This window comes from Brevundimonas sp. S1H14, from assembly GCF_047716865.1.
GTDB lineage: Bacteria > Pseudomonadota > Alphaproteobacteria > Caulobacterales > Caulobacteraceae > Brevundimonas > Brevundimonas naejangsanensis.
The window spans coordinates 1,895,741-1,910,694 of sequence record NZ_CP136679.1; the positions used below are offsets into that span (position 1 = coordinate 1,895,741).

Consider the following 14,954-nt stretch of genomic DNA (forward strand, 5'->3'; position numbering starts at 1 on the left):
TGCATGTCTGCAGACGGCGTAAAGCCTGCCGGTAATCGGCTATTCCTTAAAAAATCCATCGCCCAAATTCAGAAGGAAGCCGCCAAGAGCGAGCTGAAGCGGACGCTTGGCCCGCTGAACCTGATGAGTCTGGGCATCGGCGCCATCATCGGCGCGGGCATCTTCGTGCTGACGGGTCAGGTGGCTTCGGCCCACGCCGGTCCGGCCATCATGTTCTCCTTCGTCATCGCCGGCATCGCCTGCGGCCTCGCGGGTCTGTGCTACGCCGAACTGGCGTCGACCATGCCGGTCTCGGGCTCGGCCTACACCTATGCCTATGGCACTCTGGGCGAGATCTTCGCCTGGATCATGGGCTGGCTGCTGGTGCTGGAATATGGCGTCGCGGCCTCGACCGTCGCCGTCGGCTGGTCCGGCTATGTGGTGTCGATCCTGAATGACTTCGGGATCAGCGCCAGTCTGTTCCCGACAATAAGTTACCCAGGCGGCGAAGGACCCCAGTGGGCCACCCCACTGATCCAATACGTCGCCTCGGGCGCTGACGCGGGCTTCCCGCTGACGGGCACCTTCAACCTTGTGGCGGCCGTCGGCATCGCCGCCGTCTGCGGCCTGCTGGTGCTGGGCGTGTCGGAATCGGCGAACATCAACAACGCCATCGTCGTCATCAAGATCATCGTCCTGCTGACCTTCATCGCCGTCGGCCTGCAGTACATCAACCCGGCCAACTGGGACCCCTTCATCCCGCCGCAAGGCGAAACCTGGGACCAGTTCGGGGTAGGCGGCATCTTCCGCGGCGCCTCGATCATCTTCTTCGCCTATGTCGGTTTTGAAGCGGTTTCGACCGCCGCCGCCGAGGCCAAGAACCCGTCGAAGGACGTGCCGATCGGCATCCTGGGCGCCCTGTTCGTCTGCACCCTGATCTACATGGTCGTGGCCGCCGTCATGACCGGCGTCGTTCCCTACCTGGAGTTGGCCTCGCCCGCCCCGATCGCCGTCGCCATCGACCGCATGGCCCTGACCTGGGCCGACATTCCGCTGGCCGGCGCGCCGGGCGGCAAGCTGAACATGATCGCCTTCCTGATCAAGATTGGCGCCATCACCGGCCTGTCCTCGGTCATGCTGGTGCTGTGCTACGGCCAGACGCGCATCTTCTACACGATGGCGCGCGACGGCCTGCTGCCCAAGGCGTTCGCCGTGGTGCACCCGAAGTTCCGCACCCCGTGGATCGGCACCATCCTGCTGGGCATCGTCATCGCCATCGCGGCGTCCTTCCTGCCCATCTCGATCCTGGGCGACCTGGTGTCGCTGGGCACGGCGACGGCCTTCGCCATCGTCTGCCTGTCGGTCATCGTGCTGCGCATCAAACACCCGGAGATGGAACGTCCGTTCCGCGTTCCGGGCGGCATGGTCACGGCCGTGCTGGGCATCCTGGCCTGTCTGACGCTGGCGTCGTTCAACTTCGTGCCGATGGTTCAGCACGCCATGAACGACAACCCGCTGCCGCTGACCATCCTGGGCGTCTACGCCGTGGTCGGCGCCTTGATCTACGGCCTGTACGGCTTCGCCCACTCGAAGCTGGCCAAGGGCATCGACATCACCGAAGACGTCAAACTGGAATCGGCGGTCGACGCCTTCGGTCACGGCGTCGACAACAAGAAGGACGACTGATCCCGATCAGTCGTTCCGCACACCGCGTCTACAAGTTGCGGCGGCCAAACGGCCTCAAGCAGCGCGAAGCGCGGTAGGCCAAAAAAAACAGAAAGGCCCCGGAGCGATCCGGGGCCTTTTTCATGTTCGGATGGGATTGCCGAAAGGGCCGCCCTCGCCTACAGCCTCGAACGAACCTATGCGGATGTGGCGGAACTGGTAGACGCACCAGATTTAGGTTCTGGCGCCGCGAGGCGTGGAGGTTCGAGTCCTCTCATCCGCACCAGGCTTTCAGCCGTTCAGCAAATCAGCCAGCACCGCCGGCAGCTGTTGCGGCAGATCCTCTGAGATCAGGCCCGGCCCGAAGCGCCGCGCGGCTTCCGAATGCATCCACACCGCTGCGCGCGCCGCATCGAAGCTGTCCATGTGTTGGGCGATCAGGCCGCCGATCAGGCCCGCCAGCACGTCCCCAGTGCCCGCCGTCGCCAGCCAGGGCGAACCGTCGCCGTTAACCGCCAGGCGGCCGTCCGGCGCCGCTATGACCGTCGCCGCGCCCTTCAGCACGACGATAGCTCCGGCCAGGCGCGCAGCCTCCTGCGCCGCGCCCTCTCGGCCCTGAGCCTCCAGCAGGCCGGGAAACAGCCGCTCGAACTCGCCTTCGTGCGGGGTCAGGACGTCGTCACGGTCCAGCCAGGCGAACAACTGCTCAGGTCGATCGCGAAACAGGGTCAGGGCGTCCGCATCGACCACCAGCGCCGCGCCCGTGCGGGCCAGAGCCGCCAGGTTCAGCGCCGTGCTTTCGATCAGTCCGGCGGCGGGGCCGATCACGATCGCGTCCATCGGATCGGCCAGGGCCTGAAGCTGCTCGGGCGTCGCGAAGCTGGCCAGCATGACCGCCTCCAGCGACGGGGCCAGAACCGGCGCCGCGTCCGGCGGGCAGAATACCTTGACCAGACCCGCGCCGACCCTGAGGCCCGCTCTTGCAGACAGGCGCGCCGCCCCGGTGGACAAGGCTCCGCCCGACACCACGCCCAGTCTGCCGCGCATGTGTTTGTGGCTGTCAGCGCCCGGCCGGGGCAGCAGATGGCGCCACTCAGAGGGACTGTTACCGAACTTCATGTGGATTTCCGTTCACGGATGGCCTTTGAGCACGAAAAACACTTGCCAAATTGTGCGATGCAATGTCCCTTTACCGCCCGAGCGTCGGACCAAACAAGGAGCCGGCTCGGGACTTGCCATGAAGAAGATCGAAGCCGTCATCAAGCCATTCAAGCTGGATGAAGTGAAGGATGCGCTCCAGGACATCGGGGTGCAGGGCATGACTGTGCTGGAGGCCAAGGGATATGGTCGCCAGAAGGGTCATTCGGAACTCTATCGCGGCGCCGAGTACGTCATCGACTTCCTGCCCAAGATCAAGATCGAGGTGGTGGTGGCCGATGACCTGGCCCCGGCCGTGGTTGAGACGATTCAAAACGCGGCCCGCACCGGCAAGATCGGGGACGGCAAAATCTTCATCACCAGCCTCGAAGACGTAATCCGTATCCGCACGGGCGAAACCGGCGCCCAGGCCATCTAGACCAACGGCCGCCTCTCGGGGCGGCCGATTTCAATTCCCAGTACAGGACCTCCTCCCCCATGAGCGCCGCCGAAAAGATCCTGCAGGAGATCAAGGATAAGGACGTCCAGTACGTCGATCTCCGTTTCACCGACACGCGCGGTCGGGTCCATCACGTCACCTTCGACATCGGCATGGTCGACGAGGAATTCCTCGAAGACGGCACCATGTTCGACGGCTCCTCGATCGCCGGATGGAAGACGATCAACGAGTCCGACATGCTGCTGAAGCCGGACCTGTCGAGCGCATTCATCGACCCCTTCTACCAGCAGACGACGCTGTTCATGTTCTGCGACGTGCTGAACCCGGACACGGCCGAGCCCTATAATCGCGACAGCCGCTCGATGGCCAAAAAGGCCCTGGCCTATGTCCAGTCGTCAGGCGTGGGCGATACCGTCTTCTTCGGCCCGGAAGCCGAGTTCTTCGTGTTCGACGACGTGCGCTGGAACACGGCGCCGCACGACACCCGCTACAGTTTCGACTCCACTGAACTGCCCGCCAACACCGGCGCCGAATACGCCGAAGGCAACCTGGGCCACCGCCCGGGGCCCAAGGGCGGCTACTTCCCGGTCAATCCGGTCGACTCGGGTCAGGACCTGCGTGGCGAAATGCTGGCGGTCATGAAGGATCTGGGGCTCAACCCTGAGAAGCACCACCACGAAGTGGCTCCCGCGCAGCACGAGCTGGGCCTGAAGTTCAGCGACCTGCTGACCATGGCCGACCGGCTGCAGCTGTATAAATACGTGATCCACAACGTAGCGCACGCCTACGGCAAGTCGGCCACCTTCATGGCCAAGCCGATGTTCGGCGACAACGGCTCGGGCATGCACGTCCACATGTCGATCTGGAAGGACGGCAAGCCTCAGTTCGCGGGCGACAAATACGCCGGCCTGTCGCAGGAATGCCTGTGGTATATCGGCGGCATCATCAAACACGCCAAGGCCATCAACGCCTTCGCCAACTCGACCACCAACTCCTACAAGCGTCTGGTGCCGGGCTATGAGGCGCCGGTGAAGCTGGCCTATTCGGCCAGCAACCGCTCGGCCTCCATCCGCATCCCGCACGTCACCTCGGCCAAGGCCAAGCGTCTGGAAGCGCGTTTCCCCGACCCGATGGGCAACCCCTATCTGACGTTCGTGGCCCTGCTGATGGCGGGGCTGGACGGGATCGAGAACCGCATCGACCCGGGCGCGGCCGCCGACAAGAACCTGTACGACCTGCCGCCTGAAGAGCGTCACTCGATCCCCGAGGTCGCCGGTTCTCTGCGTGAGGCCCTGGATGCGCTGGACGCCGACCGCTCTTTCCTCAAGAAGGGCGGCGTCATGGATGACGACTTCATCGACAGCTACATCACCCTAAAGCAGGAAGAAGTCGCCCGGCTGCAATTGCACCCGCACCCTGTCGAGTTCGACATGTATTACAGCTGCTGATCACAGGATCGGCTTGATACCGAAAGCCCCGGGCGGAGCATCGTCCGGGGCTTTTCTTATTCACGCGCGATCGTAGCGTTCGACCGCTCGGATCAATGCATCAGTGTCATCCGCGCACAATAGCGGCCGGAGCGCCTCGAACTTCTCCTCAGGCCAGCCGTAGATGTCGAGTGCGATCAGGGCCTCGATCACAGCGTCCGGAAACCGCTTGCGGATCGGCCTCGCCGGATTGCCCGCCACGATGGAATAAGGCGCCACATCCTTAGTGACGATGGCGCCAGAGGCGATCACTGCGCCCTCGCCGACCGTCAGGCCGGGCATGATCATGGCGCGCATACCAATCCAGACGCCGTCCTTGATGACCGTGTCGCCCTTGCCCTGATAGGCGTCCATAATGACCTCGGCGAAGGGATAAAGGCTGAACCAGTCCGTTCGGTGCGTGTGGTTGCCGCCCAGCAGGATCACCGCCTCTGCGCCGATGCAGACGCAATCGCCGATGAACAGTTGGTCGATCGGCCACTGCGGCGTCCACGCCTTGAGGCTGTACGCATCGCCATAGAGATAGCGGACGACGCTTTCCTCGAAGGAGCCGCTCCAGGCGTTGCTGTAGTAGCTGCGCCGGCCCTTGATGTGGATGTTCGGGTTGGCGACCGTCTCGTGCAGCAGCTCAACCTTGGACCAGTGCCGGTCCGGGGCGGTATGGGACATGAAGCGACCTCAAGATGCTTGTCAGCGTCCGGATCGCCTCACCGCTCCATGGATCAGGCCGCCAGTCCCTCGGCCTGATCGGCCTTCTTGCGGCGCAGCTCGATGATGCGGACGCACCAGATGGACACCTCGTAGAGCAGGACCATCGGCACGGCCAGCATCAGTTGGCTGATCGGATCGGGCGGCGTCACCACGGCGGCGACCACGACCACGGCGACGATGGCGTAGCGACGGCCCTTGGCCATCATCTGGCCGTTGATCAGGCCCGCAAGGCCCAGCAGGGTCATCACGACCGGCAACTGGAAGCACAGGCCGAAGGCGAGGATCAGCGCCGTCACCAGATTCAGATAGTCCGACACCTTGGGCAGCAGTTCGGCCGACACGCCCGCGCCGATGATCTGCTGGCTCAAGGAGAACCACATCACGAAGGGCAGCATGACGTAATAGACCAGCGCCGCCCCCAGCAGGAACAACAGAGGCGCCGCGATCAGGAAGGGCAGGAAGGCCCCCTTCTCGTTGCGATAGAGGCCCGGCGCGACGAAGCGATACAACTGCCAGGCCAGGATCGGGAAAGCCACGATCACGGCGCCCAACCCCGCCAGCTTCATCTTGGTGAACAGCATTTCTAGAGGCGCAGTGAAGATCAGGCGCACGCTGCTCTCATCCACGTCCGGCACAGGGATCAGCCCCGCCGTGCCCAGGATCAGGCTGAAGGGCGACACATGGCCCGCCCCTTCCGCCGCCTGGTGGAAGGCCGCCGACACCACATAGGGCTGGACCAGGAAAAGGTAGAGTTTGGCCGAGATGGCAAAACAGCCGATAAAGGCGATGACAAAAGCGACCACGCAGATCATCAGCCGCGAACGCAACTCGATCAGATGATCCATCAAGGGGGCGCGCGAGGCCTCGATTTCGGCCTCGTCGTGATCGGCGCGGCTCATGGGTCGACCTTCTTGGCGCGCGGGGTCTTGGCCTTGGCCGGCTTGGTGGCCTTGGGAACCGGCTTCCTGGCTGCGGCGGGCTTTGTCGTCGTCTTGGCCGCCGCCTTCTTCGGGCTGGCCTTGGCGACCGGTTCGACGGTCGGAGCGCTGTTGGCCGGCGCGGCGTCCGGCCATTCATCGACGCCCGTGGCTGTGGGCTGGGGATCAGGGTCCGCCAGCGCGGGTTCTACGGCAGGTTGTGGCGAGGGGGTCTCAAGCGGCGCTTCAAGCTCCTTGCGGATGTCCTTAAAGGCCTCGTCCGCATCGGCGCCGAGGGCGTACATGCCCTGCCCCGACCGCAGCGCCTCGACCTCCTTGCGCAGGTCGTCAAGTTCGGACTGACGCGCCATTTCATCGAAGCTGGCGCGGAACTCATTGGCCATGCCGCGCGCCTTGCCGACGAACTGGCCAACCTTGCGCATAAGCACAGGCAGGTCCTTGGGTCCCACCACAAGCAGGGCCACCAGACCGATGACAAGGATTTCGAACCCGCCGATTCCGGGGCCAAGACCACCCATGGTTCAGCGTCTTTCGGCGAAAATCAGCGGTTCAGTTCTTCTTTTTCGGCCTCGGTGCGCGGCAAGGCGCCCGGGGCGTCCTTGCCCTTGGCGTCCGTGTCGTCCTTCAGGCCGTCCTTGAAGGCGCGGATGCCCTTGGCCGCGTCGCCCATGATGCCGGACAGCTTCCCGCGGCCGCCGAAAAGGACCAGCACGACAACGACGACAATGGCCCAGTGCCAGATGCTCATGGAGCCCATGGCGATACCTCCTCAAGGGGCGGCCGCGCCCACACGCGCCCCACCGACTGATTGTTGTGCGTCATATAGGCTGAGTGATGGCGATGCGCCAAGGGAGGCTGTAGGCATCGCGACCATGAATCCTAACGATCACGTCATCATCCACACCGACGGCGCCTGCAAAGGCAACCCCGGCCCCGGCGGCTGGGGCGCCATTCTGCAAACCGGCGGCGGCCATGAAAAGGAACTCTGGGGCGGCGAGGCCCTGACCACCAACAACCGCATGGAGTTGATGGCGGCCATCATGGCGCTGGAGGCGCTGAAGCGTCCCTGCCGCGTCGATCTGCACACGGACAGCAAATACGTCATGCAGGGCGTGACCGAATGGATTCGCGGCTGGAAGGCCCGGGGCTGGAAGACCGCCGATAAGAAGCCGGTCAAGAATGAAGACCTGTGGCGGCGCCTGGACGAGGCCCGCAACCGTCACGAGGTCAAATGGCACTGGGTCAAGGGCCACGCCGGCCACGCCCTGAATGAGCGGGCCGACGGACTGGCCAATCGCGGCGTAGACGAGTTGCGGGGGCGTTAGACCGCCCGCACCTTCAAACGCGGACCGGACACCGATTCGACGATGACGCTTTCGCCTGCCAGAGGCGCGGCGCCCTCGATCTCAGCCGGCCATTCCGACCCCGACACGAATACGCGCCCGCGTCCATCGACAAAGGCTTCGACGACCCGAGCGCGCTCGCCGATCAGACGCACGTTGCGGTCGTTGATGTCCGGCTGATCCTTGGGATTCACGCGCTTGATCAAGCGGCGCGACATCACCGTCGATGCGACCGTCAACGCCGCAAAGACGCCGATTTCGATCGGGAGTCCCAACTGAGGCGCCAGGGCGGTCAGCAAGGCGGTCAGTCCCGCCGAGACCGCCGGCCACAACAGCCACTCGGTCGAGGCCGTCGCCTCGATCCCCAGCAGGACGACCCCGATCGCCAGCCATAGCCAGAACGGCTGCGACGCATGAAGCGAAACGATCCAGTCCATGACCTACTCCGTCGTCGGCACGGCGCCGCCGGATCGACGCGGCGAAACAGTGCGGCTGGGGGGCGTCGAAGCCGAGGAAGCCGCCGCGGCGCGAGACGGTTCGGGACGGATGTCCGACCGGCTCTGTTGCTGTTCCTTGGCCAAGCCTACCAGTTCGCCCAGGCCCGCGATGGTGCCCACCAGACCGCCCATTTCGGCGGGTACGATGACCGTCTTGGCCGTCGGGTTGCGGGCCAATTCACCGAACGCCTCGACATATTTCTGGGCCACGAAGTAGTTGATGGCGTTGACGTCGCCGCGCGCGATGGCTTCCGACACCATGGCCGTCGCCTTGGCCTCTGCTTCCGCCTCACGTTCACGGGCTTCAGCATCGCGGAACGCAGCTTCCTTGCGGCCCTCCGACTGCAGGATGGCGGACTGTTTGGCGCCCTCGGCGCGGGCGATGGCGGCCTGCTTTTCGCCTTCCGCCTCGGTGATGATGGCGCGGCGCTCTCGCTCCGCCTTCATCTGGCGGGCCATGGCGTTGGTGATGTCGACGGGCGGGGTCAGATCCTTGATCTCGATCCGATTGACCTTGACGCCCCACGGCTCGGTCGCCGCATCGATGACGGTCAGCAGGCGTGAATTGATGTTGTCGCGCTGGAACAGGACTTCGTCCAGATCCATGGAGCCGACCACGGTCCGCAGATTGGTCGAGCACAACTGGGTGATGGCGTATGGCAGATTCTCGACGCGATAGGCGGCGGCCGAAGCGTCCATGACCTGAATGAAGACGATGGCGTCGACCTTCACCATGGCGTTGTCCTTGGTGATGACCTCCTGCGTCGGGACGTCCAGCACCTGCTCCATCATGTTCATGCGGCGGCCGATGCGTTCTACGAACGGGGTCAGGATGTGGATGCCCGGCGTCAGGGTCTTCGTGTACTTGCCGAACCGCTCCACCGTGAACTCACGGCCCTGGGGCACGATCTTGATCACGCTGAACAGGAAGATGAGCGCGAAGATCGCGAACATCACAAAGAAAATCAGCGAAAAATTCATTAGGCCCTCCGATGTGGAGACCAGCTTATCCGCCGGACGCCTGCTGCGCCATCGAATCCGGTTCCCTCAACATGACATCACCGTCAGCCATCCGGCGCGCCGTGCGAATGATCCGCCGCGTTTCGTCCCAATCCACCTTGGCCAGCGCGGCCTCGAACGGGAAAAAGGCCGCTTCAGCCGCGTCATCGGCCGCCACGGGCTCGCCCGCGATCCAGCGCGCGGCGTAGTCGATCAGGACATAATGACGCCCTGCCTCTGGAAACAGGCCGTCCACCACGTCGACCAGACCGATCAGCTCGGCGTCGACGCCCGTTTCCTCACGCAGTTCGCGCAGGGCGGCGTCTGTCAGGCGCTCGCCTGGCTCCAGCCGTCCGCCCGGCAGGCTCCACTCGCCCACGCGCGGCGGCGTGCCGCGCCGGATCAGCAGGACTTCGTCGCCTTTCAGGCACACCACGCCCACGGCCGGCGTCGGAATCATGTTTTGCCCCCAAATTGACCGCCAGAAGGCATGGTTTTGCGCTTCCACCACGTCGCGCCTTTTGCCACAAGGCCGATATGACCCTCACCACGCCAGAATCCCTCGCTGAACTCAAGGCCGCCCTGCCCGGCGGCTGGACGCAGGACGCCGCCGAGATGGCGCCGTGGCTGACCGAATGGCGCGGCCGCTGGACCGGCGAGACGCCGCTGCTGCTGCAGCCGCGCACGACCGAGGACGTCGCCCGCGCCGTCGAGATCTGCGCCCGTCACGGCACCGCCATTGTAACCCAGGGCGGCGGCACCGGACTGGTCGGCGGCCAGATTCCCTATGGCGAGGTCCTGCTGTCCACACGCAAGCTGCGGACGGTGCGCGACGTGACGCCGCTGGACGACGCCATGACGGTCGAGGCGGGCGTGACCCTGCTGGAAGCGCAGCAACTGGCCAAGGAGAAGGACCGCTTCTTCCCGCTCAGCCTCGCGGCCGAGGGGTCGGCCACCATCGGCGGCGTGATCTCGACCAACGCAGGCGGCACGGCGGTCCTACGCTACGGCATGATGCGCGATCTGGTGCTCGGCATCGAGGCCGTCATGCCCGACGGTCAGGTGTTCAACGGCCTGAAGCGCCTGCGCAAGGACAACACCGGCTATGACCTGAAGCAGATGTTCATCGGCGCCGAGGGCACGCTGGGCGTCATCACGGCGGCCACGCTGAAGCTGTTCCCCATCATGCGCAGCCGCGCCACGGCCATCGTCGGACTGGAGAGCCACCACGACGCTGTCGTGCTGTTGGCCCGCGCCAAGGCCGAGACGGGCGGCGGCGTCGAGGCGTTCGAGCTGATGAAACGGCTGGGCATGAGCCTGGTCCTGAAGAACATCCCCGACACGCGCGAACCGCTGGAATCGACGCCGTCCTGGTATGTGCTGATCGAACTGGCCTCAGGCGAACCGAACGGCGCCGAGGCGGCGATGGAGCGCCTGCTGACCGCCGCCTTCGAGGAAGGTCTGATCGTCGACGCCGCCATCGCCCAGAACGACGCTCAGAAGGCCGAGTTCTGGCGTCTGCGCGAAGAGCATTCGGCCGCCCTCAAGCCCGAAGGCGGCGGCTGGAAACACGACGTCTCGGTTCCCGTCTCCCGAATCGCGGATTTCATCGACGAGGCCACGGCGGCGGTCGAGCAGTTCCATCCGGGTTGCCGCGTGTCGGTCTTCGGCCACGTCGGCGACGGCAATCTTCACTATGACGTGATCCCCGGCGTGGGCGAAGACGTCGCCGCCTTCATCGCACGCTGGACGGAGGGATCGCAGGTCGTGCACGATGTCGTGGCCCGTTACGACGGCTCCATTTCGGCTGAACACGGCCTGGGGCGGCTGAAAACCGACGAGGCACGACGTTACAAATCGCCTCTCGAAATCGCGACCATGCAGGCGATCCGGCAAGCCATCGACCCCCAGCGGATCATGAATCCGGCGGTCCTCTTCTGAGGACTTGCGACCGTCTGTGACGTTTCAGGCGGTTCAAAACCTCATGGAAGCGGCCTATGAGGCCCGCTCTTGAGACGCATACGGAGTCGATCGTCTTGCTGATCGTCCTGTCCCCGGCCAAAAAGCTGGACTTCAACCCGCCCGCCATCGACGCCCCCGTGACGCCAAGGCGATGCGCCGATGAGACGGCCGAACTGGCCAAGGTGACGCGCGAACTCAGCCGCGCGGACCTGCGCCGCCTGATGTCCATTTCCGATGCCCTGGCCGAGTTGAACTATCAACGCTTTCAGACCTTCGACAATGAGACGTCCGAGGGCGCGCTTCAGGCCGTTTTCGCCTTTGCGGGCGATGTCTATGACGGCCTGTCGGCCCGCACCCTGTCTGTCGACGATCTGAACTGGGCGCAGGATCACCTGCGCATCCTGTCGGGGTTCTATGGCCTGTTGCGGCCGCTGGACGCGATCCAGCCCTATCGGCTGGAGATGGGCGTACGGCTGAAAACCAAACGCGGCGCCACCCTCTATGATTTCTGGGGCGAGCGGATTTCTCTGCGCCTCAACGAAGACGCCGGAAAACTGCCCGAGCAGACGCTGGTGAATCTGGCCAGCCACGAATATTTCGGCGCAGTCGATGCGCGGGCGCTGAAGCTTCCGGTCGTGACGCCCCACTTCAAAGAGAAGAAGGACGGCGAGGCCCGCATCATCTCCTTCTACGCCAAGAAGGCGCGCGGCGGCATGGCCCGCTTCGCCATCGAGAACCGACTGGAGAAGGTCGAGGACCTGAAGGCCTTCGACCGCGACGGCTATCGCTTCGACAAGACTCTATCGACGGACACGGACTGGATATTCATCAGGGAAGGAAATTCCTGATCGCCAGATTGAACGACTGCGGTTAGGTTGCGTTGCAGCATCATCTTCCACGGGTTCTTTCTGTCATGTTCGCGATGAACGATCTCAAAGGCCGCGTCGCGGTCGTCACCGGCTCGACCTCGGGCATCGGGCTGGCGTTTGCGCGGGCTGTCGCCCTGTGCGGCGGCGACGTGATGCTGAACGGTCTGGGCGACGCCGACGCCATTGAGAAGACCCGCGCAGATCTGGCCGCCGAGACCGGCGTGCGCGTCCTCTATCACCCCGCGGACATGACCCAGCCGGATCAGATCGAGGACATGATCGCCACGGCCCATCGCGAACTGGGCCGCCTCGACATCCTAGTCAACAACGCCGGCATCCAGCACGTCGAGGCCGTCGAGAACTTCCCCGCCGATGCATGGGAGAAGATCATCGCCATCAACCTGTCCTCGACCTTCTACGCCACCAAGGCGGCGATCCCGATCATGAAGGCGCAGGGCCGCGGCCGGATCATCAACGTCGCCTCGGCTCACGGCCTGGTAGCCAGCCCGTTCAAGTCCGCCTATGTCGCCGCCAAGCATGGCGTGATCGGTTTCACCAAGACGGTGGCGCTGGAGCTGGCGCAGGACAACATCACCTGCAACGCCATCTGCCCCGGCTTCGTCGAGACCCCCATCGTCGCCAAGCAGATCCAGGATCAGGCCCGCACCCGCAACATGAGCGAGGAAGACGTGATGAAGAACGTCATCCTGGGCTCGCAGCCGACCAAGCGGTTCGTCACGACCGACGAACTGGCGGGAATCTTCCTCTATCTGGCGTCGGACCTCGGAGCCTCGGCCAACGGCGCCCACTTCTCCGTCGACGGCGGCTGGACGGCCCAATAGGTTTCATTCGGCCACAAGGGCCGCAAGGCGGAGAGTTTGATGGCGACCAAGCGCAAACCCGTCTGTCTGGCCCTGCAGGGCGGCGGCGCTCACGGCGCCTTTCAGTGGGGCGTGCTGGACCGGCTGCTTGAGGCCGATGTGCTGGAGGTGCGCGCCGTCACCGCCGCCTCGGCCGGAGCGATGAACGCCGCCGCCTTGATCTCCGGGCTGGAGCGCGGCGGGGCCGAGGGCGGGCGCGAGGCGCTGGACCGGCTATGGCGCGAGGTGAACCAGTCCGGCGGCCGCAACGTCTTCGGCGACAGCGCCGTCTGGTCCAAGGCCCTGACGCCCGACTGGCTGAAGGGCACGCCGATGTGGCAGGCGGGACAGACGCTGGCCCTGTCGATGAGCCCCTACTCCTTCAACCCCTTCAACCTGAACCCGCTGCGCCGGGTGCTAGAGAAAGCGGTGGATTTTGAGGCCCTGCGCGCCTCATCCATCCAGATGTTCGTATCGACGACGGCGGTGCGCGCGGGCCGATCCCGCATCTTCAAGTCCGACGAAATGGCGCCCGAGGTGCTGCTGGCCTCGGCCTGCCTGCCCCAGTTGTTTCAGGCGGTCGAGATCGAAGGCGAACCCTATTGGGACGGCGGCTATCTGGCCAATCCGGCGCTGTGGCCGCTGTTCTACACCGACACGCCGGACGATCTGCTGCTGCTGCCGCTCAATCCGTTCCAACGCGACGAGGCGCCGCGCGAGGCGGGCGACATCAACGACCGGCTGAACGAGATCGTCTTCAACGCCCCGCTGGTCGCCGAACTGCGCGCCGTCGCCTTCGTTCAGGACCTGATCGCCGAGGGCAAGCTGAAGCCTGGAGAAGACCGTCGGCGCGGCATCCGCATCCACGTCATCGAGGCGGACGAATGGCTGGGCGGCGAGTCCCTGCATTCCAAATTCGACACCGAGTGGACCTATCTGAACAAGCTGAAGCAGCACGGCCGGACGGCGGCCGAAGCCTGGCTCGACAACTGTCTGCCTAAGGTCGGCAAGGCCTCCAGCGTGGATGTTAAGGCGCGCTTTCTCTAGCCGACGAAACCCGCCGCGCGACGCAGGCGATCATTGATCGCCTCGCCCAGTCCCTTGGCCGGAATGGGCGACACCGCGATCCCGGAAGGCTTCATGCGATCCGCCTCCCGCAGCAGGCGGAACAGATTGGCCGCCGCCTCACGCAGGTCGCCAGTCGGGCTGAGGTTCCAACGCGGATCGCCGACGTCTGGACCGAACCCCAGCAGGATTTCGCCGTCCTCGACGCCTTCCGCCTCGATCCGCACCGGGGCGTCGGGCGCGTAATGCAGAGTCAGCCGACCGGGCGAGCGATGCCCCTGCCCGCCTTCATCCAGAGGCCCGACCACAGCCTGAAGTTCTTCGCGTGTGACAGAGCCCGGACGCAACAGGGACACCTTGCCGTCCAGCACCGAGACGACGGTGCTTTCCACGCCCACGGCGCATGCCCCGCCATCGACAGCGGCGCCCACGGCCTGACCCGTCTCCTCCAAGGCGTCAGCGAAGGTCGTCGGGCTGGGCCGTCCGGAACGGTTGGCCGAGGGCGCGACAACCGGCCCGCCGAAGGCGCCGATGACCGCCCGGGCGCGCGGATGAGCCGGGACGCGCACGGCCACGCTGTCCAGCCCGGCCCGCGCCAGATCGCACACCCGATCACGGTCCCGCACGGGCGCGACGATCGTCAGCGGACCTGGCCAGAAGGCTTCGGCCAGCGCCCGCGCCTTGGCTTCGAACACGGCGATGTCTTCGGCGTCTACGGCGTTGGCGACATGAGCGATCAGGGGATTGAAGCGCGGCCGCCCTTTGGCCTCAAAGATGCGCGCCACCGCCTGAGGATTGGAGGCGTCGGCCGCCAACCCATAGACCGTCTCAGTCGGCAGAATCACCAGACGTCCCGTCTTCAGCGCCTCAGCGGCGATTTCTGGGCTGTCGCCCCTGGCGGGTCGGTCGGCGGGCACGGTCGCTCTTTCCTTACGCGGCGTCAGCCGTTCAAACAGGCGCGTACAGTGCGCGGAAACTCGAC

17 protein-coding genes and 1 tRNA gene are annotated in these 14,954 nt (G+C 65.0%); 9 read left to right on the forward strand and 9 right to left on the reverse strand.

Annotated features, from left to right (window positions below; genetic code table 11):
* Positions 1–3: 3 nt before the first annotated feature.
* On the forward strand, positions 4–1,665 hold the full coding sequence (locus RSD66_RS09240; protein ID WP_024352700.1) for an amino acid permease: 1,662 nt from the start codon (positions 4–6) through the stop codon (positions 1,663–1,665).
* 180 nt (positions 1,666–1,845) lie between these two features.
* A tRNA-Leu gene (locus RSD66_RS09245) sits at positions 1,846–1,930 on the forward strand.
* 5 nt (positions 1,931–1,935) lie between these two features.
* On the opposite strand, the gene RSD66_RS09250 is transcribed toward RSD66_RS09245, so the two are convergent.
* Positions 1,936–2,763, reverse strand: coding sequence for an NAD(P)H-hydrate dehydratase (locus tag RSD66_RS09250; protein ID WP_119412060.1), 828 nt, complete (start codon positions 2,761–2,763; stop codon positions 1,936–1,938).
* Positions 2,764–2,881: 118 nt separating this feature from the next.
* On the opposite strand from RSD66_RS09250, the gene RSD66_RS09255 reads away from it, so the two are divergent.
* Both RSD66_RS09255 and glnA read left to right on the forward strand, forming a co-directional pair.
* Positions 2,882–3,220: a P-II family nitrogen regulator gene (locus RSD66_RS09255; protein ID WP_003167003.1), complete on the forward strand. Its 339-nt coding sequence runs from the start codon at positions 2,882–2,884 to the stop codon at positions 3,218–3,220.
* A gap of 59 nt (positions 3,221–3,279) precedes the next feature.
* A complete protein-coding gene (gene glnA, locus RSD66_RS09260; protein ID WP_415287432.1) occupies positions 3,280–4,689 on the forward strand; it encodes a type I glutamate--ammonia ligase in 1,410 nt (469 codons plus the stop codon).
* 60 nt (positions 4,690–4,749) lie between these two features.
* Here the strand turns inward: glnA and RSD66_RS09265 are convergent, their stop codons facing one another.
* Genes RSD66_RS09265 through RSD66_RS09280 form a run of 4 tightly spaced genes read right to left on the reverse strand, consistent with a single transcriptional unit; the run spans position 4,750 to position 7,134 of the window.
* Positions 4,750–5,397: a CatB-related O-acetyltransferase gene (locus RSD66_RS09265; RefSeq protein ID WP_415287434.1), complete on the reverse strand. Its 648-nt coding sequence runs from the start codon at positions 5,395–5,397 to the stop codon at positions 4,750–4,752.
* 53 nt (positions 5,398–5,450) lie between these two features.
* Positions 5,451–6,338: a twin-arginine translocase subunit TatC gene (tatC, locus tag RSD66_RS09270; protein ID WP_346523074.1), complete on the reverse strand. Its 888-nt coding sequence runs from the start codon at positions 6,336–6,338 to the stop codon at positions 5,451–5,453.
* A complete protein-coding gene (gene tatB, locus RSD66_RS09275) occupies positions 6,335–6,895 on the reverse strand; it encodes a Sec-independent protein translocase protein TatB (RefSeq protein WP_415287436.1) in 561 nt (186 codons plus the stop codon). Before tatB ends, tatC begins: the two co-directional genes overlap by 4 nt.
* Before the next feature lie 23 nt (positions 6,896–6,918).
* Positions 6,919–7,134 carry a twin-arginine translocase TatA/TatE family subunit gene (locus RSD66_RS09280; RefSeq protein WP_024352693.1) on the reverse strand — a complete coding sequence of 72 codons (216 nt, stop codon included), beginning with the start codon at positions 7,132–7,134 and terminating at the stop codon, positions 6,919–6,921.
* 115 nt (positions 7,135–7,249) lie between these two features.
* Here RSD66_RS09280 and rnhA point away from each other — a divergent pair, with 115 nt between their 5' ends.
* Entirely contained in the window at positions 7,250–7,702 is a 453-nt protein-coding gene (gene rnhA, locus RSD66_RS09285) for a ribonuclease HI (protein WP_024352692.1), read from the forward strand.
* Here rnhA and RSD66_RS09290 read toward each other — a convergent pair.
* From RSD66_RS09290 to RSD66_RS09300, 3 genes are read right to left on the reverse strand one after another with little or no spacing between them, the layout of a single operon-like run.
* Positions 7,699–8,157, reverse strand: a complete 459-nt coding sequence (locus tag RSD66_RS09290) for an NfeD family protein (RefSeq protein ID WP_346523077.1) — start codon at positions 8,155–8,157, stop codon at positions 7,699–7,701. The two genes, rnhA and RSD66_RS09290, sit on opposite strands and share 4 nt — an antisense overlap.
* Positions 8,158–8,160: 3 nt before the next feature.
* Positions 8,161–9,171 carry an SPFH domain-containing protein gene (locus tag RSD66_RS09295; protein ID WP_415289585.1) on the reverse strand — a complete coding sequence of 337 codons (1,011 nt, stop codon included), beginning with the start codon at positions 9,169–9,171 and terminating at the stop codon, positions 8,161–8,163.
* 52 nt (positions 9,172–9,223) lie between these two features.
* Complete coding sequence (locus RSD66_RS09300) at positions 9,224–9,676, reverse strand: NUDIX hydrolase (protein WP_415287438.1); 453 nt, start codon at positions 9,674–9,676, stop codon at positions 9,224–9,226.
* A 77-nt stretch (positions 9,677–9,753) separates the two neighbouring features.
* On the opposite strand from RSD66_RS09300, the gene RSD66_RS09305 reads away from it, so the two are divergent.
* From RSD66_RS09305 to RSD66_RS09320, 4 genes are all read left to right on the forward strand, one after another.
* The gene (locus tag RSD66_RS09305; RefSeq protein WP_415287439.1) at positions 9,754–11,157 is read left to right on the forward strand and encodes an FAD-binding oxidoreductase; all 1,404 of its coding nucleotides are present in this window, start codon (positions 9,754–9,756) and stop codon (positions 11,155–11,157) included.
* A gap of 95 nt (positions 11,158–11,252) precedes the next feature.
* The gene (gene yaaA / locus RSD66_RS09310; protein WP_346523627.1) at positions 11,253–12,026 is read left to right on the forward strand and encodes a peroxide stress protein YaaA; all 774 of its coding nucleotides are present in this window, start codon (positions 11,253–11,255) and stop codon (positions 12,024–12,026) included.
* A 65-nt stretch (positions 12,027–12,091) separates the two neighbouring features.
* Positions 12,092–12,889 (forward strand): 3-hydroxybutyrate dehydrogenase, encoded by a 798-nt coding sequence (locus RSD66_RS09315; RefSeq protein WP_415287440.1) that lies wholly within the window; start codon positions 12,092–12,094, stop codon positions 12,887–12,889.
* A 39-nt stretch (positions 12,890–12,928) separates the two neighbouring features.
* Entirely contained in the window at positions 12,929–13,954 is a 1,026-nt protein-coding gene (locus RSD66_RS09320; protein ID WP_415287441.1) for a patatin-like phospholipase family protein, read from the forward strand.
* Here RSD66_RS09320 and RSD66_RS09325 read toward each other — a convergent pair.
* Complete coding sequence (locus RSD66_RS09325; RefSeq protein WP_415287442.1) at positions 13,951–14,889, reverse strand: L-threonylcarbamoyladenylate synthase; 939 nt, start codon at positions 14,887–14,889, stop codon at positions 13,951–13,953. The genes RSD66_RS09320 and RSD66_RS09325 overlap by 4 nt on opposite strands.
* Between the last annotated feature and the right edge of the window lie 65 nt (positions 14,890–14,954).